The 24,803-nt window shown below is 59.3% G+C and carries 25 protein-coding genes; 2 read left to right on the top strand and 23 right to left on the bottom strand.

Annotated elements, in window-relative coordinates:
• The first annotated feature begins 50 nt into the window (after positions 1-50).
• The gene (ispG, locus tag VMY05_06170) at positions 51-1,139 is read left to right on the top strand and encodes a flavodoxin-dependent (E)-4-hydroxy-3-methylbut-2-enyl-diphosphate synthase (protein ID HUV30652.1); all 1,089 of its coding nucleotides are present in this window, start codon (positions 51-53) and stop codon (positions 1,137-1,139) included.
• A 135-nt stretch (positions 1,140-1,274) separates the two neighbouring features.
• On the opposite strand, the gene VMY05_06165 is transcribed toward ispG, so the two are convergent.
• Together VMY05_06165 and VMY05_06160 are read right to left on the bottom strand one after the other, a co-directional pair.
• Positions 1,275-1,871: a TetR/AcrR family transcriptional regulator gene (locus VMY05_06165; protein ID HUV30651.1), complete on the bottom strand. Its 597-nt coding sequence runs from the start codon at positions 1,869-1,871 to the stop codon at positions 1,275-1,277.
• Between the two features lie 156 nt (positions 1,872-2,027).
• Positions 2,028-3,704 (bottom strand): NFACT RNA binding domain-containing protein, encoded by a 1,677-nt coding sequence (locus VMY05_06160; GenBank protein HUV30650.1) that lies wholly within the window; start codon positions 3,702-3,704, stop codon positions 2,028-2,030.
• A 122-nt stretch (positions 3,705-3,826) separates the two neighbouring features.
• Between VMY05_06160 and VMY05_06155 the strand changes: the two genes are divergently transcribed.
• On the top strand, positions 3,827-4,036 hold the full coding sequence (locus VMY05_06155; GenBank protein HUV30649.1) for a TOBE domain-containing protein: 210 nt from the start codon (positions 3,827-3,829) through the stop codon (positions 4,034-4,036).
• A 262-nt stretch (positions 4,037-4,298) separates the two neighbouring features.
• On the opposite strand, the gene fumC is transcribed toward VMY05_06155, so the two are convergent.
• The 21 genes from fumC to kdsA all read right to left on the bottom strand — a co-directional run bounded on the left by fumC (position 4,299) and on the right by kdsA (position 24,765).
• Positions 4,299-5,699 (bottom strand): class II fumarate hydratase, encoded by a 1,401-nt coding sequence (fumC, locus tag VMY05_06150; GenBank protein HUV30648.1) that lies wholly within the window; start codon positions 5,697-5,699, stop codon positions 4,299-4,301.
• Positions 5,700-5,844: 145 nt separating this feature from the next.
• Positions 5,845-7,152, bottom strand: a complete 1,308-nt coding sequence (locus VMY05_06145) for a M48 family metallopeptidase (protein HUV30647.1) — start codon at positions 7,150-7,152, stop codon at positions 5,845-5,847.
• Positions 7,153-7,284: 132 nt separating this feature from the next.
• Positions 7,285-7,566: a 50S ribosomal protein L27 gene (gene rpmA, locus VMY05_06140; GenBank protein HUV30646.1), complete on the bottom strand. Its 282-nt coding sequence runs from the start codon at positions 7,564-7,566 to the stop codon at positions 7,285-7,287.
• A gap of 206 nt (positions 7,567-7,772) precedes the next feature.
• On the bottom strand, positions 7,773-10,220 hold the full coding sequence (locus tag VMY05_06135) for an ATP-dependent Clp protease ATP-binding subunit (protein ID HUV30645.1): 2,448 nt from the start codon (positions 10,218-10,220) through the stop codon (positions 7,773-7,775).
• Between the two features lie 72 nt (positions 10,221-10,292).
• Positions 10,293-11,348 carry a protein arginine kinase gene (locus VMY05_06130; protein ID HUV30644.1) on the bottom strand — a complete coding sequence of 352 codons (1,056 nt, stop codon included), beginning with the start codon at positions 11,346-11,348 and terminating at the stop codon, positions 10,293-10,295.
• Between the two features lie 20 nt (positions 11,349-11,368).
• Complete coding sequence (locus tag VMY05_06125; protein ID HUV30643.1) at positions 11,369-11,896, bottom strand: UvrB/UvrC motif-containing protein; 528 nt, start codon at positions 11,894-11,896, stop codon at positions 11,369-11,371.
• Between the two features lie 21 nt (positions 11,897-11,917).
• Complete coding sequence (locus tag VMY05_06120) at positions 11,918-12,625, bottom strand: ABC transporter ATP-binding protein (GenBank protein HUV30642.1); 708 nt, start codon at positions 12,623-12,625, stop codon at positions 11,918-11,920.
• 72 nt (positions 12,626-12,697) lie between these two features.
• Positions 12,698-13,924 (bottom strand): FtsX-like permease family protein, encoded by a 1,227-nt coding sequence (locus VMY05_06115; GenBank protein HUV30641.1) that lies wholly within the window; start codon positions 13,922-13,924, stop codon positions 12,698-12,700.
• Between the two features lie 178 nt (positions 13,925-14,102).
• Positions 14,103-14,474, bottom strand: coding sequence for a hypothetical protein (locus tag VMY05_06110; GenBank protein ID HUV30640.1), 372 nt, complete (start codon positions 14,472-14,474; stop codon positions 14,103-14,105).
• 265 nt (positions 14,475-14,739) lie between these two features.
• On the bottom strand, positions 14,740-15,993 hold the full coding sequence (locus VMY05_06105; GenBank protein HUV30639.1) for a GNAT family N-acetyltransferase: 1,254 nt from the start codon (positions 15,991-15,993) through the stop codon (positions 14,740-14,742).
• Between the two features lie 39 nt (positions 15,994-16,032).
• Positions 16,033-17,616, bottom strand: coding sequence for a lysine--tRNA ligase (gene lysS, locus VMY05_06100; GenBank protein ID HUV30638.1), 1,584 nt, complete (start codon positions 17,614-17,616; stop codon positions 16,033-16,035).
• A gap of 99 nt (positions 17,617-17,715) precedes the next feature.
• Entirely contained in the window at positions 17,716-18,225 is a 510-nt protein-coding gene (gene coaD, locus VMY05_06095; GenBank protein HUV30637.1) for a pantetheine-phosphate adenylyltransferase, read from the bottom strand.
• A 78-nt stretch (positions 18,226-18,303) separates the two neighbouring features.
• Positions 18,304-19,155, bottom strand: a complete 852-nt coding sequence (locus VMY05_06090) for a hypothetical protein (protein HUV30636.1) — start codon at positions 19,153-19,155, stop codon at positions 18,304-18,306.
• On the bottom strand, positions 19,152-19,529 hold the full coding sequence (locus VMY05_06085; GenBank protein HUV30635.1) for a helix-hairpin-helix domain-containing protein: 378 nt from the start codon (positions 19,527-19,529) through the stop codon (positions 19,152-19,154). The genes VMY05_06090 and VMY05_06085 overlap by 4 nt, the downstream gene beginning before the upstream one ends.
• Positions 19,530-19,638: 109 nt before the next feature.
• Positions 19,639-20,187, bottom strand: coding sequence for an NTP transferase domain-containing protein (locus tag VMY05_06080; protein ID HUV30634.1), 549 nt, complete (start codon positions 20,185-20,187; stop codon positions 19,639-19,641).
• A gap of 176 nt (positions 20,188-20,363) precedes the next feature.
• Positions 20,364-20,702 (bottom strand): DUF4234 domain-containing protein, encoded by a 339-nt coding sequence (locus VMY05_06075; protein ID HUV30633.1) that lies wholly within the window; start codon positions 20,700-20,702, stop codon positions 20,364-20,366.
• 196 nt (positions 20,703-20,898) lie between these two features.
• Complete coding sequence (gene lptC, locus VMY05_06070) at positions 20,899-21,489, bottom strand: LPS export ABC transporter periplasmic protein LptC (GenBank protein ID HUV30632.1); 591 nt, start codon at positions 21,487-21,489, stop codon at positions 20,899-20,901.
• A 34-nt stretch (positions 21,490-21,523) separates the two neighbouring features.
• The gene (locus VMY05_06065) at positions 21,524-22,432 is read right to left on the bottom strand and encodes a hypothetical protein (GenBank protein HUV30631.1); all 909 of its coding nucleotides are present in this window, start codon (positions 22,430-22,432) and stop codon (positions 21,524-21,526) included.
• 35 nt (positions 22,433-22,467) lie between these two features.
• Positions 22,468-23,430 (bottom strand): KpsF/GutQ family sugar-phosphate isomerase, encoded by a 963-nt coding sequence (locus tag VMY05_06060; protein HUV30630.1) that lies wholly within the window; start codon positions 23,428-23,430, stop codon positions 22,468-22,470.
• Entirely contained in the window at positions 23,430-23,960 is a 531-nt protein-coding gene (locus VMY05_06055) for an HAD hydrolase family protein (protein HUV30629.1), read from the bottom strand. Before VMY05_06055 ends, VMY05_06060 begins: the two co-directional genes overlap by 1 nt.
• Positions 23,961-23,967: 7 nt before the next feature.
• The gene (gene kdsA / locus VMY05_06050; GenBank protein ID HUV30628.1) at positions 23,968-24,765 is read right to left on the bottom strand and encodes a 3-deoxy-8-phosphooctulonate synthase; all 798 of its coding nucleotides are present in this window, start codon (positions 24,763-24,765) and stop codon (positions 23,968-23,970) included.
• Positions 24,766-24,803 lie beyond the last annotated feature (38 nt).

Here is a 24,803-nt window from a genome sequence, read left to right as displayed (position 1 = left end):
CGTAGAACCGGTAAATTATACCCCTGACCGGGCAAGGTCAAGTAGCAACTATGAAACTGGACTATCCCATTCGCCGGCGCTCCAGCCGTGCCGTCAAGATAGGCGGCGTCATTATCGGCGGCGGTTTCCCGATCACCGTACAGTCCATGACGACCGCCGATACCCGCGATGTCGAGGCTACGGTAGCGCAGATCGGGCAGCTATTCGACGCCGGGTGCGATATTGTCCGCCTGTCGGTGCTCAATCACGATGCCGCCGATCATCTGAAGGCAATTCGCGATCAGGTCGACCGTCCCCTTGTCGCCGACATACATTTTCAGTACAAGCTGGCCCTCAAGGCCATCGCCGCCGGCTTTGACAAAATCCGCATCAACCCGGGCAACATCGGCGCGCAGTGGAAAGTGCGCGAGGTCGCCAGGGCCGCCGGGGAGGCCGGTGTGCCCATCCGCATCGGCGTCAATTCCGGCTCGCTGCCGAAAGACGTCCTGGCCCGGCACGGTCACGACAGTCCCGAAGCCTTCTGCGAGGCGGCGCTTCGCGAAATCGCAGTCCTGGAGGAGATGGATTTCCGGGATATCGTCGTTTCCGTGAAATCGACAAACACCGTGACGGCCTTCTGGGCTTATCACATGCTTGCCGAGCGGTGCGACTATCCGCTGCACGTCGGCATCACCGAGGCCGGCATTCTTGAAACGGGAACGATCAAATCATCGGTCGGCATCGGCGCCATCCTTCTGACCGGCATCGGGGATACCATACGCGTGTCCCTGACGGCTGACCCGGTTCACGAGGTGCGGGTGGCCAGGCAGATTCTAGCCTCCTGCTCGCTGAGGCACGATGGTGTCGAGGTTATCTCCTGCCCCACCTGCGGCCGTTGCCAGATTGACATGATACCGCTAGCCGAGTCGATATCCGAAAAGACCAGACACATCAAGGCTCCGCTGAAAGTCGCCGTGATGGGGTGCGCCGTTAACGGCCCGGGCGAGGCAGCCGCGGCCGACGTCGGTATAGCCGGCGGCGAGGGCAAGGGCATTCTGATCAAGAAAGGTAAGATCGTCAGGCGAATGAGCGAGGACGAGCTGGAGTCCGCGCTGCTGCAGGAGATCGAGGCTATGACCGGCGAAAAGGTGAAACGCTGACGGGCCGTCTGAGCGAGGGCCGTTTCTCCCAACCTACCTTCTGATCGGAACTAACAGGCGGAACCGGGTCACGCTCTCACGGGCATCTCAGGCGTCGCTGTGCCATCCGTGAGGCAACCGGCGGAGTCGGGAAGTCTACGCTCGAAGACCCTTGGCGTAGATCGGCACGTTGTTGGCGACGACCTCTGACGGTGCGTAAACCTTTCCCTGCATTCCCCTCCAGAGGGTCTTGCCGAGAGCGCAGTCGAAAACCATTCCGATAAAGCAGCGAGCCGTAATCTCGTTGTTCTTCTTGGCAATCCGGCCATCCTGATACAGGCGATTCAACTGCCGGGTCAGGTAACTCTGGTACGTTCCCCGGATAACGTTGTAGATCTCGCTCGCCTTGGCGTGCCCCCTCAGCGCGGAGTATAACAGGAGTCGGTAAATGTCTTCATTCTCGGAGAAGAACGCGAGGATGTGTGTAGCCAGCGTGGATAGCAGGCTCTCGATGTCGGTCTCGGTCTCAAGGGCATCAAAAGTTGTCTTATGGTCGAGCCGAGCCGCCAGCGACTCCAGCACGGCATAGTAGATCGCCTCCTTTGATTCATAATGCCGATAGACGGCCGGTTCGGTGATGCCGCACTTCTCGCTGATCTGTTTAACCGTCACTTTGTCGTAACCGTCCCGGCTGAAGAGGCTGGTGGCCTCCCTCAGAATCTGCCCTTTCCTGTCTTCGAACACTCGAGCCATTGGTGCTTCTCGTTAGTTGCCGCAAACTTACATTTACGCATCAATGTAGGCAGGTCGGCGTCTGAAAGTCAATCGGTTTCTCCACATTCTTGTTACAGTTTTCACAAGGAGGCCGAAGGTATGATGCTGGTCGCGGCTGCTGGACGGGAACCCGGGTCAGTCCGGTTTTCTCGGTGCCACCATGATGGACTTCTCGCGCTCCACCGTTACCAGACCCGGTTTGACGCCGCGGGGTTTGCGGACGAACCGCCGCTGAGTATAGATTACGGGGACCAGAGAGTCGTTCTTGGCCTTACTGTAAAAAGCTGCGGCGGCCGCCGCCTCTTCGATCTCTCGCCGAGACGGGTCAAAGGACTTGTTCGGGAATTTCATTACCACGTGCGAGCCGGGGCACTGCTGCGTGTGGAACCAGAGTTCATACGGCTTGGCAAATTCAAAAGTTGTGCGGTCGTTGTCAGTGCCTTCACGGCCGACCAGTATCCTCAGCCCGGTCGAAAGCGTGTGCTCGCGATACGGCAGTCTCGGTCGGAGCGGCGTTTTTCGCGCGACGCCGGGCAGCAGGCCGGATATCTCACTCTGGTATCTCTCCCGAGCAGCCTCGAAATCCCGTTCGAGATCAGCCCCTATAACCTGTAACTGCTCGAGTTCGTCGCCGGATATCTCCCGTCGCCGCACCAGCAGCTCAAGCCCCTCCCGGCCCTTGCGGTATTTTTTGAAGTACGCCTCGATGTTTCCCCCGGGTGACTGAGCGGGGTTCAGCGCTATCTCTACCCGGGACGGCGGGTCGACGAAAACATCGTCAAGCGCGATGGTGGTCATACCCTTGCGCAGTTGCTGCCGGTTGACCTGCAGCAGTTCGCCGATAACACGGTCCTGCTCGTAGTCCGACGCCCGGTTGATGTCATGTTCAAGCTTCTCCAGCCGCCGCTCCAGTTTCCCGATAGCGCGCTCGACGGCGGAAAGCACAGCTTTTTTCTCGACCTCGGCTCCGGCTACAGATTGCCGCTGTACTGTCATATTCAGGATCGCCAGCGAGAGTGTCCTGAACTTCTCGGGCGTCTGTTCGACGAATGAGAGCTTGAAGGGATAGGCTTCCAGCCTCTCGTTCACGCCATAAAGATATCCATCGCGGGCTGTCATAAAGGTCCGGGCCAGTTGGCGGACAGTCCGGGCCAGGTTGTCAAATTCGTCAGGTGAAACGTCGCCGAGCGACCCGGCCGTTATGTCTGACCGCTTGAGCGCTTCTTTCGCCATAGTCTGATTGAAGCTGGCGATGCGTTTCTCGGTGAAGGCCACCGGTGACTGGCCGGCGGCGGCGCGGCCTGCAGCGCTGCGCAGGAGTTGACCGGTGATTTCCAGCGGGTTCAGGCGCCCCGGGGGAACGGCCGGCACATCGTACGGAGTTCCGGGGTCGAACTCGCGTTTGCGGAGGGTAGCGCGCCGTCCGCCCTCGTCGTCAAGCAGCCATAGATTTCCATTGGGCCCCACAGCCTCAAAAACCACCGCCAGCCTGCGTCCCTCCAACGTGACGTCTATCCTGAATATCCGATCAAGGCCGAACTGTTCAACGCCGACTACAACGGCACCATCAAGCCCGAACACGGGCCACGGCTTTTCTGCCGTCTCAAGTCGTATCTTGGAGGCCGGCGCTACAAAACACCCCCACCCGGCAGGGTGATAGACAAAACCCAGGGCCAGATGCGATCGCGGCCGTCGGAAAAAGAAATAGGCGGCCCGCTGCTTTTTGTAAAACTCGGTGGACGAAACGGACGCATCGATTATGTCGCGTTGAAGCTCACCGACAAGGGCCGCGATGTGCAGGGCCGTTTGCATGGGCCGAATATATCCGCACTGTATGTGTCGGACAAGGTTGTATTTACGTCCGTCCCCCTGTATACTGCCGGCGCGAGCCGTCACGGCAAAGTCGTCAGCGCCGGCAGAAAGGGAAAAAACGCGTGAAATACGGAGCCAGAAACAAGGTCACGGCCAGGGTCAAGTCAATCAAGAAGGGCGACGTTATGTCGCTGGTCAAGTTCGACGTTGCGATGCCCGCACAGATGGCCTCGGTCCTGACCGTTGAGTCCGTCGAACATCTCGATCTGAAAATCGGTGACGAGGTGCAACTCGTCATCAAAGCCATTCACGTCCTGCCGGTGAAGGAGTAGCCGCTCGCCGGGCCATGGCGCGACCCCGGGCTGCGTCAGGCGGAAAAGCGCGTGAAAGATCGCACGGGCGAAGATTTCCCCGGATGCGGGGAGTCTGCGGAAACAATTCGAGCGCCGGAGCGGTTAAAGACGTGTCGCCCTCCAAACGGGGGCACGTGCAATGTACCTCTTAAGCGGCGAAAGGCGGAAACAGGATTTTCCGCCTTTCGCTTTTATGTTTGTGCGGGGCCGGATGACCGGCCGCCCCGACGGGTCGGGGTGTTCACTTCTTGCCGAGGTTCGGCCCGATCATGTTCTCCGGACGAACCTTGTCGTCAAACTCCTCTGCGGTGAGGATGCCAAGTTTCACCGCGGCCTCTTTGAGAGTCGAGTTATCCGCGTGGGCCGTCTTGGCCACTTTGGCGGCATTGTCATACCCGATGTGAGGGTTCAAGGCCGTCACGAGCATGAGCGAGTTGGTCAGGTTCTTCTTTATGTTCGTCTCGTTCGGCTCGATGCCCGCCGCACAGTGCTCGTTGAACATCTCGCACGCATCGGCAAGAAGCCTGATCGACTGCAGCACGTTGTAGATAATCACCGGCTTAAACACGTTCAGCTCGAAATTCCCGGACGACCCGCCGACGTTCACCGAGACGTCGTTCCCGATCACCTGCGCACACACCATCGTCATGGCCTCGGTCTGGGTCGGATTAACCTTGCCCGGCATGATCGATGACCCCGGCTCGTTGGCCGGTATCGTTATCTCACCGATACCGCACCGTGGCCCGGACGCAAGCCAGCGAATGTCGTTGGCGATTTTCATCAGGGAACAGGCAATTGTCTTGAGCACGCCCGATGTCTCGACGAGCGCATCGTGAGCGGCCAGGGATTCATACTTGTTCGGCGCGGTCACAAACGGCTTGCCGGTCAGTTCGGCAATCGTGGCTGCCGACTTCACGGCAAAATCCGGGTGCGTGTTAAGCCCGGTGCCGACCGCCGTCCCCCCGAGAGCCAGCGGGTAAAGCCGCTTGAGGCAATCATCGACTCTCGCCAATGCGTTCGTCAACATCTGCACGTAGCCCGAGAACTCCTGGCCAAGCGTCAGCGGGGTGGCGTCCATCAGGTGCGTCCGGCCGATTTTGATAATGTTGTTGAACTCGTTGGCCTTCCGTGCCAGCGTGTCCCGCAGCCGCGTGACCATCGGGATCAGCCGGCCATGAATCTCCTCGACCGCCGCGATGTGCATCCCGGTCGGGAACGTGTCGTTCGACGACTGCGCCTTGTTGACGTCATCGTTGGGATGGATCGGCTTCTTGGATCCCATCTCGCCGCCGGCAAGCTCAATCGCCCGGTTGGAAATCACCTCGTTGCTGTTCATGTTGGTCTGGGTGCCGGAACCGGTCTGCCAGATGACCAGCGGAAAGTGATCGTCCAGTTTACCCTCTATGACCTCGTCGGCCGCCTTGACGATCAGGTCAGCCTTGTCCTTCGGCAGGAGTCCCAGGTCGTGGTTTACCAGCACCGCCGCCTTCTTGAGAATCCCCATGGCCCGGATTAGCTCCCGGGGCATTCTCTCACCGCCGATTTTGAAATGATGCAGCGACCGCTGGGTCTGAGCACCCCAGTACCGGTCCGCCTGAACCTTGATTTCCCCCATTGAATCCGTCTCTATACGGAAGTCCATCGCACACCCTCCCAGCTTGTTACGAATTTCACATACGTCGGCTAAATATACACTTTCTCCTTAAGAGTTCAAGTCAGATTCGGGAGTGCGGACGCGGATCTGGCCGGCCGCGACCGACCGATGTATTGCCGGACTGCCCGAGGCTTCACGGACGGTAGTTCCGGACAAACTCCATCCGTTTTTTCAGCGACGGGTGATTGTAGAACCAGAACTCTATGAAGGAAGGTGGGTCGGGGTCCGACAGATTATAGACCGCCAGCTTGTCAAAAGCCACGGCGGCCGTCTCGCCGGAGACGCCCGTGATGTCCATGGCGTACTTGTCGGCCTGAGATTCGACGTACCTTCCGAACCCGTTCGTAACCGGCTGGGCCACAAAGGAGATAACCAGCAGAAAAATAAGGACCAGCGGCAGTGAGGCGATATCCGAGAGGCGGTCGAACCTGAACCGACTGCTGAAGCGGGCGATAACCCGGTGAATCGTCCTGCTGACCAGCCACGACGTGAACAGGAGAAAGAGGATCAGCAACCCGATGCCCTGCCAGAGATGGTCCATGACGTAGTGCCCCATCTCGTGACCCACCACGAACTGAATCTCGTCGTGGCTGAGATTCTTCAGCAGGTTGTCGTAGAGGACTATCCGTCGTGAACCGAACAGCCCGGTCATGTAGGCGCTCACCTTGGAAGACTGGCGCGAAGCATTGACTTCAAAGATATTCGACCCCTCGACCCCGCCCCGCTCGGCCAGTGTCATGATTTCCGATTCCAGCACCGTGTCCTTCAGGGGCGTAAACTCATTGAAAAGGGGATCTATCACCAGCGGCGCAATCACGATGACAAACACGAGTATCGGAGTCGCGCCAATGGTGAACACCAGCCACCACATGCGGGTCTTCTGCACCAGCCAGTAAAAGAACCAGACCGGCACCGCGGCCACGACAATCAGGACCAGCAGTTGCAGGAGATCATCCGTCAACCACTGAAGAAACGTCTGGTTCATGAAACCGTAGCCGCTCTCCACAAAGAAACTTCGGTATACATGTACGGGAAAGCCCAGCAGGTAGTCAGCGACCAGGACCAGGGCAAGGAAGGCCCAGATCACGAAGAAGCGGAGCCGAAGCCGTGAAGCCCAGTCACGAAACCTGGCCGACAACCCGCTGACCAGGATTATGGCCAGCGTAGCTATGCCGACAAGAAACTCGACAAAAAGCCAGACCTGATTCAGGCGCGAATACGAAACCAGCTTCTCGTACCGTTCCGGTGACAGGGGGTAGGCCGGCTCTCCCGGCGTTTCGGCCGTCACCGCTCCGGTTGCCGTATCAACGGCTGCCGGCCGGTCGGCCGTGCCGGCGCTGTCGCCGAGAGCCCGGGCGCTGCTTCCGGGTGAAAACGCGACGATGCCAAGAGCTGTCCACGTCGAAAGCAGGATAATCGATCTAACCAGTTTGATATACAATGCCGGAACCTCTCCTGGATATGTGCCTGAACTGGTCAAATATGTGCGCGTTCAGTCCGGCAGGCAATAAGAAAACGCCGTCGAATTCCGCGCTCGACGACGCTTACGGGCAAACTTGATTTACCGCCCGGCTCAGGCTCTGGCCAGGAGAGCTGCCTCTCCGGCCGGGTATACGGACACCCGTTTTCCTCTCCGACCGACGCGCTCAAACGTCACGACGCCGTCAACTTTGGCGAACAGGGTGAAGTCCGAGCCCATGCCGACATTGAGGCCGGGCCTGATGGGCGTGCCGAGCTGGCGGACAATGATTGAACCGGCCGATACGGCCTGGCCGCCGTAAACTTTGGTGCCCCGTCGCTGGGCATTTGAATCGCGGCCATTCTTGGAAGAACCTACACCTTTTTTATGAGCCATATCAAACCTCTACCGTCAGCACGTTGACACAAACTGCATATCAGCCGGCCGGTTCCGGCCGGGCCCCAAGTATAATACATATCGGATTTTTCGCAACACCTTTTGCCCGTTCTCTCCGGCCGGGCCTGCCGAACCCCAAAAGCAAGCGGTCGGACCGGGACGATCCGACCGTGCGCGCTCGCAAGTTATCCCCGCCCGGCGGCCGGTCAGCCGACTCTTTCCCTCTCTTGAGAAGAGGTATTGAAGGTGAAGACCAGCTTGTCCTCGGCCGCACCGATGACGAGGTCGCAGTCCCCGCCATACTGACCGCGAAGGATTTCCTCCGCCAGCGGGTCCTCCAGGTACCGCCGCACCGCCCGTTTCAGCGGCCGGGCGCCGTACGAAGGATCGTACCCCTTTGCGGCCAGGAAATCCCTGGCCTCGTCGGAGAGACTGAAACTGATCCCTTTTTCGGCCAGTTGCCGGGCAATGTCGACAACCAGTATAGCGATAATCTGCTTGATATGCTCTCTGTCCAGATGGTTGAAAATGATCGTCTCGTCGATCCGGTTGAGCAGTTCCGGGTTGAAGATCTTCCGCACCTCGTCCATGATCTTCTTCTTCATACCTTCGAACGAACTGTCGACCTTATCGGCGTCAAAGCCGACCGTCTTGCCGTCGCGCAACTGCTTGGTGCCGATATTCGAGGTCATAATCACGACCGTATTCTTGAAATCGACCCTGCGACCGAACGAGTCCGTCAGGGCCCCGTCGTCAAACAGCTGCAACAGAATATTGTACACGTCCGGATGTGCCTTTTCGATCTCGTCCAGAAGCACCACCGAGTACGGTTTCCGGCGCACTTTTTCAGTCAACTGGCCGCCCTCCTCGTACCCGACGTAGCCCGGCGGGGCGCCGATGAGACGCGAAACGGCGAACTTCTCCATGTACTCGGACATGTCGATCCGAATGAGCGACTCAACGTCGTCAAAAAGGAACGTGGCGAGCGTCCGCGCCAGCTCGGTCTTGCCAACGCCCGTGGGGCCGAGAAACAGGAACGTGCCGATGGGTCGGCGCGGGTCGCCAAGCCCGGCGCGGGCTCGACGTATAGCCTTGGCCAGCCGGCTGATGGCTTCATCCTGACCCACGATCATCTTGCGAACCTCGTCCTCCATGCGAAGCAGGCGCTGGGATTCCTTCTCCTCGAGCCGGAACAGCGGAATACCGGTTATCTTCGCCAGAACGCAGGCGACGTCATCGGCCGTCAGGATGACCTTGTCCCTCTCCCGCTGCTCTTCCCAGTCCTTCTGAAGCGCCGATAGCTTCTCCTTTTCCGCCTTGATTTCGTCACGCAACTGGGCAGCCGTTTCGAAGGCCTGGTTCTTAACCGCCTGCTCCTTCCGACCCTGCAACTCGGTCAGCCGGCTCTCTATCTCGGCGAACTCGTCCGGGCGCGTGTAGGTGGACAGGTGCGCCCGGGAGGCCGCTTCGTCGACCAGGTCGATCGCCTTGTCGGGCTGGTATTTCCCGGAGACGTACCGGTTCGAAAGTCGCACCGACGTTTCGATCGCTTCATCCGATATGTGCAGCTTGTGATGCTCTTCGTACTTGGGTCGCAGGCCCATGAGAATGTTGATGGTATCCTGCTCGGAGGGAGGCTCCACCATCACCGTCTGGAAGCGCCGTTCCAGGGCGCCGTCCTTCTCGATATACTTGCGGTACTCGTTGAGGGTGGTAGCGCCGATGCAGCGCAACTCCCCTCGGGACAGCGACGGTTTGAAGATATTCGAGGCGTCAAGCGAACCCTCGGCACCGCCGGCGCCGACTATGGTGTGCAATTCATCAATGAAAATGATCACGTCGTCGGCGTTGATGATTTCGTTCATGACGGCCTTGAGCCGCTCCTCGAACTGCCCGCGGTACTTGGTCCCGGCCACCAGCGAGGCCATGTCAAGCGTAACTACGCGCTTGTTCTCCAGCGTCTGCGGCACGTTTCCTTCGACGATCTTCTGGGCCAGGCCCTCGGCGATGGCGGTCTTGCCGACGCCCGGTTCACCTATCAGCACCGGGTTGTTCTTCTTGCGACGCGAGAGCACCTGGCAGACGCGTTCAATCTCGTTCTCCCGACCGATAATGGGATCAAGTTTCCCGCGCCGCGCCAGTTCCGTAAGGTCCCGCCCGAAGTGATCCAGGGCCGGTGTCTTGGACTTCTTGCGCTTTTTCTTGAAGGCTGACGGTTTGCCGCCCTGGATGTTCTTCAGCTCTTCATAGGCTTCCTTGTAGTCGATCTCGTACGTGGAAAGGACCTGAGCGGCAACCCCCTCCTCGTCCTTGAGCAGGGCCAGCAACAAGTGCTCGGTATCGATGTCCTTGGACTTCAGGGCGCGGGCCTCCTGCCCGGAGACCTCGAGCGTTTTCTTGGCCCGGGCGGTCAGGGGGAGCTGACCCATCGTCATGGTGCCGCCGGAGGGTTGCACCACTTCCTCGATGGACGCCTTGAGATCCTCGATGTCCAGGCCGAGGTTGGCGATGATCTCCACCGCGTGGCCCTCACCGAGTCGAATGAGCCCCAGCAGGAGATGTTCCGTCCCGATATAATCGTGCCTCAGACGCGAGGCCTCATCACGGGCATATTCGATTGCTTTGCGAGCTGCCTCCGTAAACATCTCATTCATCTCAAATCACCTTTTTCCCTCTGTAAAAATATAATATCGACGCACAATTCCTGCAAGAACCAAAACACGCGCCTATTGCTCCGTGTTCCGGAATTTTTCACGCACCATCTGCGCTCTGACGAAATCGCGTTTGCCGTGATCCATCTCGTGGCCGTAATACTTCTGAAGGTGGGCCGGCTGTGACACCAGCAGAATCTCGTTAATCAGGGCGATATCAAGGAAATCAATGATCTTCATGGCATGGCCGAGCCTGACCGCCGAGAGCAAGTTCATAACCTCGTCGGACGTGAGCACGCGCGCGTGCTTGAGAATACCGTAGGCCCGCCAGATCTTATCTTCGATCATGTCCTGGGCCTCGTCAATGAGACGCTGCCGCGCCATCGCCTCATCCTCGATAATCTCATGCGTGATTCGCGAGATCAGGCCGATAATGTCCTGCTCCGTCACGCCCAGCGTGTTCTGGTTGGAAACCTGGAACAGGTTGCCCAGCACGTCGGAGCCCTCGCCGTAGAAGCCGCGCACGATGAGGCCGCTTCGGGTAATGCGCGAAACCACCTTCTCGATCTCCCGGGTGAGAACCAGGCCGGGAAGGTGAATGAGCACCGAGGCCCGCATACCGGTACCGGCATTGGTCGGGCAGGCCGTGAGGAAACCGAAATCCGGATCGTAGTCAAACTCGATATACCGGCCGATTTCCGACTCGTACGTGATGGCAAGGTCGAAGGCGCCCTCCGGGTCAAGGCCCGCCGAAAGAGCCTGGATTCGAAGGTGATCCTCTTCGTTTACCATGATAGACAACCGCTCCGACTCCCCGATCAGCAGGGCCTTGGACGAGTCGCCGTCGAAAAACACCGGCGAGATCAGGTGACGTTCCACCAAGAAATCGCGGTCGAGTTCGTCCAGGTCGCTCGCGTTGCACGTCTGCGAGCCGGAAAGCAACTCGGAGCGGGCAAGCGTAGAATCGAAGTAGCCGACCACTCGTTTCCTTGTTTCGCTGTCCGCGGTGGTGGGGAACCTGCAACCGGCCACGTTGCGGGCGAGACGGACCCTGGTCGAGAGCACGACCAAGGCTTCGTTCCCCCTGCCCGAGAGCCAGGCGGCCGGTGATTTGGCCATTTCCTCAAACATCGTTCCCAACTTTCTACCCTCTACTTGGTGCCAGCCGCCATGCTGTCACGAACCGCCTGCAACTTGTCACGCAACTCTGCGGCACGTTCGAACTCTTCCGACTCAATGGCCTTTCTCAGTTCGGTCTCGAGCCGTTCCTCTTCCTTGATCGGCAGGGCCGCCTCTTCGGCCGAGGCAACCTGTTCGGGGTTTCTTCCCCTATGAAGCGAGGCACCGTGAATCTTGCGCATGATAAACTCAAGCCGGGGACGGAAGCTGGCGTAGCATTCGCCGCAGCCGAACCGGCCCTGGCGCGTGAAATCGTCGAACGAAAGGCCGCACGACTTGCACACGAGGTCTTCGGCCGTCTCTCCTGCGCGGGCGGGCGCGATGTTCTTGGCCAGCCCGGACAGTATCTCCGCCAGGGGAAACGGCACGTTGTCCAGGGGCGAATGAAAACCCCGAGCCGCCGCGCACTCCTTGCAGAGTGACAGGGCCAGTTTCTCGTTGTTCACGATCTGCGTCAGGTGAACCGTCGCTTCTCGTTTTTTGCAGTCCTGACAGAGCATTTTTCTCTTACCCTCGCATCGTCACTCGGCCAGCCGCCCGTCCACCATCCTGAATTCCCGCTCGCACATGTCGGCCAGTTCACGGTTGTGGGTGGCAATCAGAAGGCTCGTCGCTTTCTCGACGTTGAGTCGGCACAGCAGCTCGTGCAGAACGCGGCCGGTGGCACTGTCAAGGTTTCCCGAGGGCTCATCAGCCAGAACGATCTCGGGGTCATTGGCCAGCGCACGCGCTACCGCTACCCGCTGTCGCTCACCACCCGACAACTCCCGCGGACGATGCGACTTTCTATCTATTAAACCTACGTCTTGCAGTAGTTGTTCCCCTCTGCGGCAGGCCTCGGACCGCGCGTAACCGGCCAGAAGCAAGGGAATCATCACGTTCTCAAGGGCACTGAAATCCTCCAGAAGATAGTGGTGCTGAAACACAAAACCGACGTTTTCGTTGCGGAATCTGGCCAGCACCTCTTCGGACTTCCCGCCAAACGAGACGTTGCCGATTCGGACCGAGCCCTCTGTCGGCCGGTCCAGGCCGCCGAGGATGTGAAGGAGGGTGGATTTCCCCACCCCGGAGGCCCCGGTCACCACGGCCATTTGTCCCCTTTTCACCTCCAGCGTGATCCCCTTGAGCACCGGGAGAATCCCATCGGTGGTTTTAAACTCACGGTGTATGTCCTCGGCGGACAGAATGGGGTCAGTACGTTCCATGTTCAGTCGCTGAGCATATCCCATATATTACTACCCACACTACTAATTTCGCCACATTTGCCCAAAGTTTTAGCAAAACCGGCCTGTTTCACAAACTCACTCCCTGAGTACCTCTATCACCGACAGCCGCGCCGCCTGACCGGCGGGGTACAAAGCCGCCAGGTAGCAGATAAGGAACGTGGCTAACCCGGCCAGAACGAAATCGACCAGGTGGGTCTCGATCGGCAGGTAGCTGATGAAGTAAATGTCCGCCGGCAGAGAGATAAGCCGGAACCGGTTCTGAACGTAGGCCGCCAGCAGGGCGAGGCCCCAGCCTCCCAGCATTCCCAGGAGGGCTATCAAAAGCCCCTTGTAAACGAAAATCCGCCGCACCGACCGGGGAGTCGTGCCCAGGGTCTTGAGTATTCCGATCTCCGCCCGCTTCTCCATGGTCAGCATGACCAGGGTGGAGATAATTGAGAAGGCGGCGACAATGACAATCAAAATAAACCCCAGAAAGAGAATCTTTTTTTCGAAGGCGATCCAGGAGAAGAGGTTCTGATGCAGAACGTTCCAGGGCACGATGTCGTATTGAAACCCGAGCAACGAATCGATGACGGGGGCCAGTTCGCTCGCCCGGTAGATGTCCGTAAGCTTCAGGTGAACCGCAGTCACGGCATCACCCACGCGGAACAGCTCCTGCGCGTCGGTCAGTGAAATGTATGCCTGCTGGCCGTCAAACTCGAACATGCCGGTTTCAAAGAGCGCGGAAACGTAAAACTTCTTTACACGGGGGCGGCTGTTCCTTTGCAGATCCTCGCCGCTCATGGAATAAAGCACCACGGGCTGGGCGATAAAGACACCCAGCCGGCCGGCCAGGCCCCGGCCGAGTATGATCCCGGGCAGGGTATCACCGTTGATGACCTTCTCTTCGAAGGTGTAGGTGCCGAGCTTGATATCGTCGGCGATGTTGGCCGTACGGCGCTCCAGGTCCGGGTCAATGCCCCGCACAATAATGCCGTCTCCGGTCGAGGCCGATTGAATCGCCGCCTTGGAGTAAATAAAGGGAGAGGCCGCCAGTACGCCGTCGGCCGTCTCCAACTGTCGAACGACTTGCCGGTAGTCCGTAATGTACGGATCACCGAGGGGGAACACCGAGATGTGTGACGTTGTCCCGAGAAGACGGGACCTTATCTCCGCCTCAAACCCGTTGTGCATGGACATGACAAAGCACACCACGGCGACCCCAAGGGTCACGCCGACTATCGTAATCCAGGTCGAGACGGATATAAAGTATCTCCCGGAACTAAAATACCGCCGCGCAATGTAGCTTTCAAAACTCACGCCGTGCCGCCGTCAAAAGGAGCTAATTAGTTATTTGACAAATAATTATACAGCCGGGCCGGCGGTCAGGGCAATCATTTTCGGTGTGAGATTCAGGACAAAAAAGCCCCGTGTGACCCGGCGCCGCCGGGTTCCACACGGGGTACGTTTGATCTCGGGACCGTCTGAAAAGTCCGGGTTACGGCTGACAGCTGCCGTCTCTCAGGCGCGTCTGATCGCGGTCACCGCCCGTGCAGCAGTCCTCCTTGTCCACCTTGTACTGCCATTTGTACTTCCACTGGTACTCGTGGTTGTTGCCGTTGTCTCCATCTCCCTGAACTGGCGGATCGGACGGCTTGGCCTGCTCACCGCCTCCTGCATTGTCGCAACCGGTGCACGACTGCCAGAAGTAGTACCAGTTGTAGTACCACCCGTAGTTCCAGTTATAGAAGTTGCCGTCTCCGGTGCCGTCGCCCGGGCCGTTTCCATTGGGGCCACCGGCCTGAACCGGGGTCACGCCGAAAGCGATCAGGAGAGCAAGAACCGTTACCAGGACTGATGCTCTTCGCATAACTAAGGCTCCTTTGTTAGTGGGCTGTTTGAAACACTGACGAATCTGCTTCTACTCCGTCACATGCTACCTTCAAAAAGTGTGCCGTGGGGGTGTCCGGATCCAAGCCGAAGTGTGACAACGGGATCGCCGATTCGGCCCACCGTCCCGTCAGTCCCCCGCGTACCATATGGGACACCACCGCTGATGGATGTCCCGAACGGTTCACCTGGCGCTCGACCCAAGGGGATATTGCCGTCTTGAATGTGATCATCCGGTACCTTCACTAAAAGTCAGCCAGACAGAGCGGTTTGTCTTCGGTTGCGAACAGGCGATGGACCGTATCGGCATAGCCAGCATCAGAGATCTCGGCCAGGCCGTAGGTCAGCAGGGACCGAAAGCCCACCGCTCCCATGAACAGGGACGAGAAGTCCGCGATATCCATGGCGACATCGACCTCGCACGGTCCGGAATCCGCGACGGCCAGCCGGCCCTCCGTTACGCACAGTATAAGCGATCCGGCGTTCCTGGGAAAGAAAATATCCGTCAGGCTGAGCCTGAGGCTGACCGACACACCGCCGAAGTCGTGGTCGGCGAGAAGCTCAAACATTTTCCGGACGTTCAGTACGCGGTACATGATCCCGACTCCGGAGACGTGGCACTCATGGAACACTGGCCTGGACAGGTTGCCGGAGCCGTTGCGGGGATCCTCCAGAAGCACGTAGAAGTCGTCATCGGGCGTGCTGAGAACGACGCGGTTCACCTGGTCACCCTGGATTCGAAGGAAAGTCAGCAATTCGGCCAGCACCTGGCGGGACTCGTACAGCAGGATGTCAACAATGATATCGTTGTCCAGGAAGTTGTCGGGGTTATTGGATCGGAATCGGTAAATAAGATATCCCTGAATCCTGCCGGCGTCTTCGTAGCAGACACACCGGAGATTCGGGCGCAGTTCGAACTGGTTTTCCCAGCCGATCTGTGATTCCTCAACCATGCCGGTGCGCCGCTCGCAGAGACGGCTGTGACAATCGTTGAGCGCCGGGATATCCTCAGGCTTGAGAAACCGGACGTGTTCCCCCGGCTGCGCGACGGGCAGGCTCTCCGGCTTGAACCGGTACTGGTGCATCTTGGCGCCGATACCGAAACCCATCCGGCGATAGAAGTCAGGGCGGAAGGGCCAGAGGACGGCCATCGGCGCGCCCATCTCGTAATAGTGATCGAGATAGAATTCCATGAGGTCCCGGGCGACGTGCTGCTTCTTGTGCGCCAATTCCACGGCCAGGGACCCAGCCCCGCCGGCAAGGACCTTTGCACCGCGAACGTTCATCATGAAGTCATGCAGACTGATCACGCCCGCCAGGGTGTCGTTGCGGAAAGCGCCGTACAGCGTTCGGCGCGTGTCCTTTAACCACTTTTTGAGGACCTCTTTGGCCCGTTCGCGGCCTTCCGGCGTAAAGACCCGCGTCCCCGGGTAAGCCTCGGTGGAGATACGCACAAACTCGCTGAAGTGCTCCTCGGTCAGGTTCCTGATTTCGCTCACGACTCCTCCTGAGACCGGTCGGTCCCCGGGCCGCGTCCTCTACTCTGGCTCGCCGCCCTCATCTTCGAGGATCTGCCTGAGAATCTGAGAGACCGGCACGGTGCCTTCGCCGACTTCCTTCATCTGGGGAAAGAAAATAACGTCGCGAATGTTCTGCTGGTTGGTCAGCACCATTACAAGCCGGTCGATACCGAAGCCGAGCCCGGCCGTGGGCGGCATGCCGTAAGCCAGGGCGGTAATGAAGTCGTCGTCCAGGGGCTGTGCTTCCTCGTCGCCGGCCTCGATCGCCTTGCCCTGGTCCAGAAACCGCACCAACTGGTCCATGGGGTCATTGAGTTCGCTGAAGGCGTTGCCGATTTCCTGGCCGGCGATGAACAGTTCAAAGCGCTCGGTGAGGCGTTTATCCCGTCGATGTTTCTTGGCCAGCGGCGATATCTCCACGGGGAAGTCGGCGATAAAGGTCGGCTGAATCAACGTCGGCTCGACCGTAGCCTCCCATACTGCTTCGATTACCTTACCTCGGTTGGTCAACTCGCCGTCGTCCACGCCGAGCTTCCCGGCTTCGGCCCTGGCCTGCTCCAGGTCAAGATCCGTGAAATCGACGCCGGTCACGTCCTTGATCGAGCCGATCATGGTGACCCACCGGAAGGGCGGCTCATAATCTATCTCGTGATCGCCGTAGGGTAATTTGTACTTCCCGTGCACGGCATACACGGTGTGGCGCACCAGTTCCTCGAAAAGCTCGGCCATATCGCGGTAGTCGGCATAGGCCCAGTACAGTTCGATCATTGAGAATTCCGGATTGTGCGCGCGGTCAAGCCCTTCGTTCCGGAAGTCCTTGCAGAATTCCCAGACTTTGTCATAGCCCCCGACAATCAGCCGTTTGAGATACAGCTCGTCGGCGACCCGCAGGTACATGGGCATGCTGAGTTTCTCATGGTACGTTTCAAACGGCTTGGCCATGCCTCCACCGTAAAGGGGTTGCAGGATGGGAGTCTCAACCTCCATGAAACCCTTTTCGTTCAGGAAATCGCGAAGCGTCCGGATGATCTTCGTACGCATGAGAAACGTTTCACGGACCTCGGGGTTGACTATCAGGTCAGCGTACCGTCGGCGATACCGCATTTCCTTGTCGGACAGGCCGGAGTGTTTGTCGGGCAAGGGATGAAGCGTCTTGGTCAGCACGTCGAAACTGGTGACCCGCACAGTGCGCTCGCCGGTGCGGGTGATGAAAGGTACGCCCTCGCACCCGATAATATCACCCAGATCGAGCAGGTCAAAGACGGCGAACGCCTCGTCGCCGACGGCATCCTTTCGCACGTACACCTGGATGCGCTCACTGGCGCCGCGCAGATCGGCAAAGAAGACCTTGCCCATCTTCCGCTTGAGCATGATTCGCCCGGTGATGCGCACCGCGGTCTCGCCGGCCGCCAGGGCGTCGAAATCGCCGAGCACGTCCCGTATGTAGTGGCTCCAGTCGTAACGGTACGGATAGGGATCGGCGTGCCTGCGGATGAGCTCTCTTGCCTTTTCCCGCCGGGTCCTGATCATATCTGCCAGCGGCGGCTGCGCCTCGGGATGTCCCTGGTTGTCTGCAGATTCGCTTCGTTTGTTGTTGTCCATCGTGAGTTCCTTCCAGACCGGTCAGCCACGGCCCGCCGCCGATCATGCCCGGCAGGTTCTCAAGCCAACCTAAACACACCGCGCCGGGTCGCGACGGACTCAGGGGCGCCCGGGGAACTTGGCGGTGATGGCATCGTTTACCTCGGGCGGCACCAGGCCCGAGACGTCCCCCCTGTTCCGAGCCACGTCCTTGACGATCGACGACGAGAGATACACCCATGAGAGGGACGGCATCAGGTATACGGTCTCCACGTCGCGAACCAACTTGCGGTTCATGAGCGCCATCTGGAATTCGTACTCAAAGTCGGAGACAGCTCGCAGCCCCCTGACGATCACCTGCGCTTTCAACTTCTTGACCAGTTCGGCGGTGAGGCCTTCGAAGCCGATGACCTTGACCGACTGAGCCATCCGCAGGCGGCCGACGGCGGCCGTCATGAAACCGATGCGATCTTCAAAGTCAAACAGGGGACTCTTGCCGCCGTCTCTGGCCACGGCCACGACAAGTTCGTCGAACAACTGGCTGGCCCGTTCGACCAGGGAAACGTGCCCGTTGGTCACGGGATCAAACGTGCCCGGATACACGGCTCGATGTATTTTCTTCTGCACCATATTCATACGGACCCCGGACTACATGTTCCGGGTTTCATCGTGTAGGCAAACATAGGCCGCGGCGCCAGTATTGGCAAGCTAATTGACCGCCAGGCCAAGGGCAACCAGGTACTGTTCCGGGTCAACATCGGCGCCCGCCGTGCTTTCGGTGAAAAAAGCACGGTTGATTTCAGGCCCGCTCACACACGCAGAGAAGCGGCGGCTGAACACGTCCCGGACGCGTTCACCTGCGTCAGCCCCGCTGAGAACGACGGATGACAGGGGCAGCGTAATCCCGACGTCGGCCAACGCGGCAAGTTTGAAGTTGACGATGGTCCTGCACTCGATGGCCAGCTTGTTGATCGTTTCATCGGTCGCCTGCCGGCCGGCACTGTCCGCCAGGTGGGCCAGGCAGACAAGGCGACGACGGTAGAGAATGCAGATCGAGACCAGCGACGGCGCGATATCAACCAGCGCGACAAGTTCCCCGGAGGCCGGTCGGCAAAAGGTCAGGTAGCCCCGACCCAGGGCGGCCGCCCGGACCAGGTAGCCCACGTTGTCCTGCCCGCTGCATCCGCACTCGGCCAGAAGATCCCTGAGCCGCTCACGCCGATAAATGAGACCCAGCTGAAGCGGAAGATCCTCGGGGATCAGGGCGTCGAAAAGGAACTCGGTTTCCGGCTCGAGCACGGAACGGCCCAGCTCGAAATACACGCGTCGATCAAGGGCAACGGGATCGGTGCGATCCAGATGCAGAGCCTTTACAAGGACCATGTTGTCGGGAACCGACAATATCAGCCGGTCACCATCACGGATGCAGCCTTCAGAGATCTCGTCGCGGCTGAGCGTACTCAGACTGTCGACCTCGGGCCGGCCCCCCCCGTGAACCACCCGGGCGAGATACAGCCGACCGTCCCGACAATCAATGCCGACTACCGAAGTCCGGTTCATCGCCGCACCTTCAGATAGGGCCGCAATCGTTCAAACGTTTTTGGCCCGATGCCCCTGACGTCGGTGACGTCTATTTCCCTTTCAAAGCGATGCTGTCGGCGATAGGCCACGATGCGGTCGGCGATGGCCCGACCGACGCCGGGCAGCAGTTCCAGGGAGTCAACCGGGGCGGTATTGGGATCGAGTTGGAACAGGCCGGTGAAAACACGGTCGTTCTCGCCGAGGAACACCGGCAGCTGCGCACCGCGATCAGTCTGGCGGGCGTAAGATTCCACCAGGAGATAGGTACCCATAAGAAAGGCCGTCACACTTAGAAGCGACAGGAGCCTGAGCTGCCCGGGTGAGAACGCAAAAAGCTGACCGATTCTATCCACTGCCTGATTCCCCAACACCGATCAATATAGCGCGGTGCGGGAAAAAATCAACTGCCCGGCACCAGCGGAGCGACTTCCGACACGGCCGGTCGCCGGGCTGACAGCACTGTCAGTTCATGCAGAGGCTGCCGGCGGCCGCATGATTCGGGACCGGCAGAAACCTGCCCTCCCGGGCCAGCAGATGTGCTATATCCGGTTCCCGGCCGTCAAGTACACCCTCGAGCCGGGCTGCAAACTCCCGGCGATAGATGCCAAACCACGGCTGGTACCGGCCCTGGGAGGACCGGGCGTCCTGGTAACCCAGGAACGGTTCTCCCCGGTAGCTCCTCATGAGGCGGACAACCAGCTCCAGGGGGAAGTCGGCAATGTCGGCCGAGCCGATGAACACGGCCTCCGAATCGGCGTCGCGCAACGCCGCCACCAGCCCGGCCACGGCCGCATGTTCCGGGTGGCTGTCGCATACGTGAGGGTAATTCAGATACCCTTCGCGGGCCTGCTGCTTTTTGAGCACGAGGCACACTTTTTCAAAGACGGCGGCGTACCGTCGGAAACCTTTTTCAAGCCGCGTCAACTCGCCGTCTACCTTGAAATCGTCCCTGATATTGCTCCTGCCGCCGGCCAGGACATAGCAGTTCATCTGCGCGTATCTGTTGGTCATACCGATATCCTTCGTGCAGTTTGCGATTTCTCCTGCGTGGTAACCGATGGGCAGTGCCGTTGGCAAAGGATAGTCATCCGGATACCGGAGATATATGTAACGACGGCGCGGGCACCGGGGCAACTAAAAACCTCGGCCCGGGCAACCTGATTGCACGTCGGCCGCCGTGCGGGCTATTACGGGCGGTCGTAGGTGGCGCGGCGGTTCAGCTCAAGCTGCACAATCAGCCAGACGGCCGGAGAGAAGCAAATCCACAGCAGCCACATTATCCAGCGGTTGAAATGATCCGAACTGACAAACTCGTACAGGTCGCTGTACTTGTAGTAGGAGTAAAGGTTGGCAAACGGGATGAACAGCAGAATCGTCCAGAGCGCCGGTTCAGCGCTGTGAGCCTTGGCCAGGCCCTTCAGTTCAACAGCGGTCTGGTAGAACCAGTAGATCGAGTAAATGCCGAGCGTGATTATCATCAGCCCGACCTGCCCCCACATGTTTCTGTATTTTACCTGTGGCTCCATGTGTCCTCCGTAAAAGCGCGTTTCCGGCTCGCCCCGAACCGGCCACGGCAAAACATATGCATGCTCGCGCCATAATCCAAGGAATTCCGGCAGACCGGCGCCATGTTCCGTCTGAAATGCTTACCGACTGAAGGTGAGAAAATTCAGCAGATTGCAGAATTATTTTGCGCGGGAAGACGGCCACGCGCCGGGACCGTTACGGGCGCTTTTTTCGCGTATCCTTGACCGTGCCGGAAACCTGGTTGAGGATTTTGTAGGTGCTGAGGTTCCGGTCGGCCTCCAGCCCCCAGCCGGTCACAACGCTGCCATCGGTATAGGTGATTCTGACAAAGGCGTCGGTGCGCATCTTCCGCGTGGTCTGGTTCCAGAACAGGTAGTCGGTCTCGAGGCGAGACTCGTTTTCATCAACGACGACCACGTTTCCGTAAATGTCAAGCAGGCCCCGGGTCTCGCGAATAATGCCCGAATCGCCCACCACCGTGGAGTTGACTTCTCCCAGCGAGTCGTAGAAGACGATATCGAGCTTGTGGCCGACCGTGGAGTCTCTGGCCTCGAACTTGTAGATTTTATCGGCGAGGATTTCACTGGTTACTTGGCCCCGGTCATAAAGCAGTATCCGTGCCCCGGCGACCTCGGAATCCGGGCGAATGGCGCTGTCCACGAGTCCGGGCTCGCTGTTTTTCGCGATGTCCTCACCGTTGCAGCCGACAAGCCAGCCGACCGCCCATGAGACGAGAATCAGAAGCATGCTGTAGCGCATAGATATTGCCGCGGCCTTTGTACGCATATCGGTGTCTAAGATGCCAAAAAATACCGGGCTGTCAAGGGGCAATTCCTGCCGGAGTCCGCCAGCGATTATGCAACCATATCCACTGATCCCGGTGGCAGTGAATAATTTCCTCCAAGGCCTTGGTACACAACAGGGTAAGGCGGCGCACATCCGCCTGGAGATCACCGCTGGCCGTAATTTCGACCTGGGGGCGAATGACGATCCGGTAGCGGCCACCGCCGCAGCGCAGGCAGGCCATCGGCACAAACGCCGCCCCCGCCCTGAGTCCGATGATCGACTGCCCCACCGGCGTGTTGGACAGCCGGCCGAAGGCCGGCATGAACATGCTCCTTACCCGCCGGGAGTCGGTGTCGATCAGGACTCCGATTGCTCGGCCGCTTCTCAGCCACGAGAGCACTTTGTGCGGGGAATCGGTGGTGGCGAAATTGGTCAGCCCCAGCGCCCGGCGGTTCTCCACGAGCAGTTGATCCAGCCGCGCATCGTACATTTTGCGGCCGATCACGGCAATGTCGTAGCCAAGCGAGGCCACGTGAACGCCCATCAGTTCAAAGTTGCCGATATGACCCGTGATTCCGATGACACCTTTGCCTTGCCGGTAAGCGGCGTCGAAATGTTCGAGGCCCTCGACCGTGACAAGCGGCCGGATTTCAGAGGCATAGTGCCGCCGCATCCTCGCCATGTCCGCCAGATTCCTGCCGAAATTGACGAACATCGTCCTGCCGAGGTTCTCTCTCTGGGACCAGCTCAGCCGGTCGCCGTAGACAAGCCAAAGATGCCTGTGGGCGCGGTACCGGTCCCTTGGCAGCAGTTTCCACGCGGCCAGCCCCAGCCAGCCGGCGACGAAGACAGCCACTCGCCGGGGGACCCGGTTGCAGAGAGAGATGAAAAGGCGCGTGCCGCCGTAGACCGTGCTCCTCTTTAGCTTCTTGAGAACTCTCATAGGTACCGGCAGGTCACGTGATCGTCCGACCGGCGTCACACGAGCTTGGTTTTGAGAATATCATGCAGGTGAACGATGCCCACCAGCCGATTGTTTTCGTCAACCGTGGCCAGTTGCGTGATGGCATGTTTCTCCATGATCGCCAGCGCGGCGTCCAGTACGGCGTCGGCCGAGACGGTCTTGGGGTCCGTCATCATCAATTCCGAAGCTTTCCGGCTGAAGGCATCGTTCTTCGTCTGAACCAGGCGCCGCAGGTCACCGTCCGTAAAGACGCCCGCCACCTCGCCCGCTTCGTTCGTCATGAGCACGCACCCCAGCCGCTTGGAGGTCATCTCGAGAATCATTTCGGAGAACGTAGCCTCGGGCTTGACGAGGGGGATCTCATCGGCGGCGTGGTGAACCTCGTACACGTGTTTGAGCAGGCGGCGGCCCAGGACTCCGCCCGGGTGCAACACGGCGAAATCGGAGGCCGAAAAATCGCGCGCTTTGAGCAGGGCGACGGCCAGGGCGTCCCCCATGACCAGGGTGGCCGTCGACGACGAGGTGGGCACGAGGTTGTTGGGGCAGGCTTCCACCTCCACCGAGCAGTCCAGGGCAATGTCGGCTCGATGGAACAGGGGCGACGCGGTCGTTCCGCACAGCGCAATCATCTTGACGCCGAGCCTCCCGGTCGCGGCGATCACGGCCTCGATCTCGGCAAACTGCCCGGACTTGGAGAGAACCATGAGAATGTCCTCGGAGCGCACCAGGCCCAGGTCGCCGTGCATCGCTTCCGTCGGATGCAGGAAGAACGAGGATATGCCGGTGGAGTTGAAGGTGGCGGCAATCTTCTTGCCGATCAAGCCGGATTTTCCGAGACCGGTCACGATCACCCGACCCTTGCAGCCGAGAATAAGCTCCACGGCGCGATCAAAGTTCTCGTCCAGGCGTTCCGCCAGTCCGGCGATCGCCCCGGCTTCCATCCGTATAACTTCCCGACCGTAGTCACGTACGTTCATCAGATCACCAGACTCTTGGGGTCAACGCCGATAGCTTCAAAATAGCATTCCAGAATTTCCCGCACCGCACCTTCGCCGCCCTTCCTGGCCGTTACGTAACTGACAACGGTTTTCAGTTCGTCGTTGGCGTCAGCCACCGCCAGGGGCAGGCCCACTTTCTGCGCCAGCTTGATGTCCAGAAGCTCGTTCCCGACGAAAGCCACCTGGCTGTAGGTGATGCCCAGTTCGCTCAAAAGCGGCTCGATCATATCGCACTTGTCACGACGGCCCTGGAGGACGTGCTGTATGCCGAGGTCTTTCATGCGCGTCTCGGTGGCGGGAGAATTGCGGCCGGAAACGACGGCCAGTTCCAGCCCCTGCCGCATAGCCAGCACCATGAAGAAGCCGTCGGAGACGTTGAACTTTTTCATCTCGAAGCCGTCGGGACCGAAGAAGATGCTGTCATCGGTGAGGGTACCATCGACGTCAATGGCCAGCAACCGAATAGTCTTCAGCCGTTCGATAAATTGCTCGCGGGTAAGGGTGGTCATCTTCCGCCTACCGTGATGATTCCCGAATTCTGATCACCGACTCAAGAAGCTCCCGCATCTTCGAAAGCGGCAGCATGGCACCGGCATCGGAAAGCGCCTCGGTCGGACGGGGATGGGTCTCCACAAAGAGCCCGTCGATACCGACTGCGGCCGCTGCCCTGGCCATCGGAATGATATACTGCGGCTGTCCGGTCGAGACCGTACCGCCGCCGCCGGGAAGCTGCAGCGAATGGGTGGCGTCAAAGACGACCGGCAGACCGGTTTCCTTCATTATCACCAGCGAGCGGAAATCCACGACCAGATGGCGATAACCGAAGGTAGTGCCTCTCTCGGTCAACATCACTTTCCGGGATTCCGTTTTGCCGGCCACCCCGGCCATGTCTTCAGGGGCAAGAAACTGTCCCTTCTTGATATTCACCCACTTGCCCGTGGACGTCGCCTTTACCAGCAGATCCGTCTGGCGACACAGAAACGCCGGGATCTGAAGCACGTCCGCCACCTCGGCCACCGGGTCAACCTCGGCCGTCTCATGAACATCGGTCAGCACCGGCAGCGACAACTCGTCCCTGACGCGCTTGAGTATCGTGAGACCTTCGTCCAGACCGGGTCCGGTGAAGGATCCGGCGGAGAGACGGTTGGCCTTCTTGTAGGAGGCCTTGAAGATGAACGGCAGGTCGAACTCCCGGGCCAGTCCAGCCACCTTTTCGGCTACCTCGAAGCAGACTGCATCCGATTCGATCACGCACGGGCCGGCGATCAGAAAGAACTCGCCCCGCTCCAGCCTGTCAAGAACGTCGCTTACCACGAGTCTGAATATAAACCATTGGTCTGCCCGGAGCAACC

This window comes from Acidobacteriota bacterium (genome assembly GCA_035529075.1).
Taxonomy (GTDB): domain Bacteria; phylum Zixibacteria; class MSB-5A5; order GN15; family FEB-12; genus DATKXK01.
The sequence above is the reverse complement of the archived record's forward strand: the minus strand, read 5'-3'. Positions and strand labels throughout refer to the sequence as shown.

Coding starts and splice junctions, on each gene's coding strand:
- ispG (HUV30652.1), top strand. CDS start 51: ATGAAACTGGACTATCCCATTCGCCGGCGCTCCAGCCGTGCCGTCAAG.
- VMY05_06165 (HUV30651.1), bottom strand. CDS start 1,871: ATGGCTCGAGTGTTCGAAGACAGGAAAGGGCAGATTCTGAGGGAGGCC.
- VMY05_06160 (HUV30650.1), bottom strand. CDS start 3,704: ATGCAAACGGCCCTGCACATCGCGGCCCTTGTCGGTGAGCTTCAACGC.
- fumC (HUV30648.1), bottom strand. CDS start 5,699: ATGGACTTCCGTATAGAGACGGATTCAATGGGGGAAATCAAGGTTCAG.
- rpmA (HUV30646.1), bottom strand. CDS start 7,566: ATGGCTCATAAAAAAGGTGTAGGTTCTTCCAAGAATGGCCGCGATTCA.
- VMY05_06135 (HUV30645.1), bottom strand. CDS start 10,220: ATGAATGAGATGTTTACGGAGGCAGCTCGCAAAGCAATCGAATATGCC.
- VMY05_06130 (HUV30644.1), bottom strand. CDS start 11,348: ATGTTTGAGGAAATGGCCAAATCACCGGCCGCCTGGCTCTCGGGCAGG.
- VMY05_06125 (HUV30643.1), bottom strand. CDS start 11,896: ATGCTCTGTCAGGACTGCAAAAAACGAGAAGCGACGGTTCACCTGACG.
- VMY05_06120 (HUV30642.1), bottom strand. CDS start 12,625: ATGGGATATGCTCAGCGACTGAACATGGAACGTACTGACCCCATTCTG.
- VMY05_06110 (HUV30640.1), bottom strand. CDS start 14,474: ATGCGAAGAGCATCAGTCCTGGTAACGGTTCTTGCTCTCCTGATCGCT.
- lysS (HUV30638.1), bottom strand. CDS start 17,616: ATGGACAACAACAAACGAAGCGAATCTGCAGACAACCAGGGACATCCC.
- coaD (HUV30637.1), bottom strand. CDS start 18,225: ATGGTGCAGAAGAAAATACATCGAGCCGTGTATCCGGGCACGTTTGAT.
- VMY05_06090 (HUV30636.1), bottom strand. CDS start 19,155: ATGAACCGGACTTCGGTAGTCGGCATTGATTGTCGGGACGGTCGGCTG.
- VMY05_06080 (HUV30634.1), bottom strand. CDS start 20,187: ATGACCAACAGATACGCGCAGATGAACTGCTATGTCCTGGCCGGCGGC.
- VMY05_06075 (HUV30633.1), bottom strand. CDS start 20,702: ATGGAGCCACAGGTAAAATACAGAAACATGTGGGGGCAGGTCGGGCTG.
- lptC (HUV30632.1), bottom strand. CDS start 21,489: ATGCGTACAAAGGCCGCGGCAATATCTATGCGCTACAGCATGCTTCTG.
- VMY05_06065 (HUV30631.1), bottom strand. CDS start 22,432: ATGAGAGTTCTCAAGAAGCTAAAGAGGAGCACGGTCTACGGCGGCACG.
- VMY05_06060 (HUV30630.1), bottom strand. CDS start 23,430: ATGAACGTACGTGACTACGGTCGGGAAGTTATACGGATGGAAGCCGGG.
- VMY05_06055 (HUV30629.1), bottom strand. CDS start 23,960: ATGACCACCCTTACCCGCGAGCAATTTATCGAACGGCTGAAGACTATT.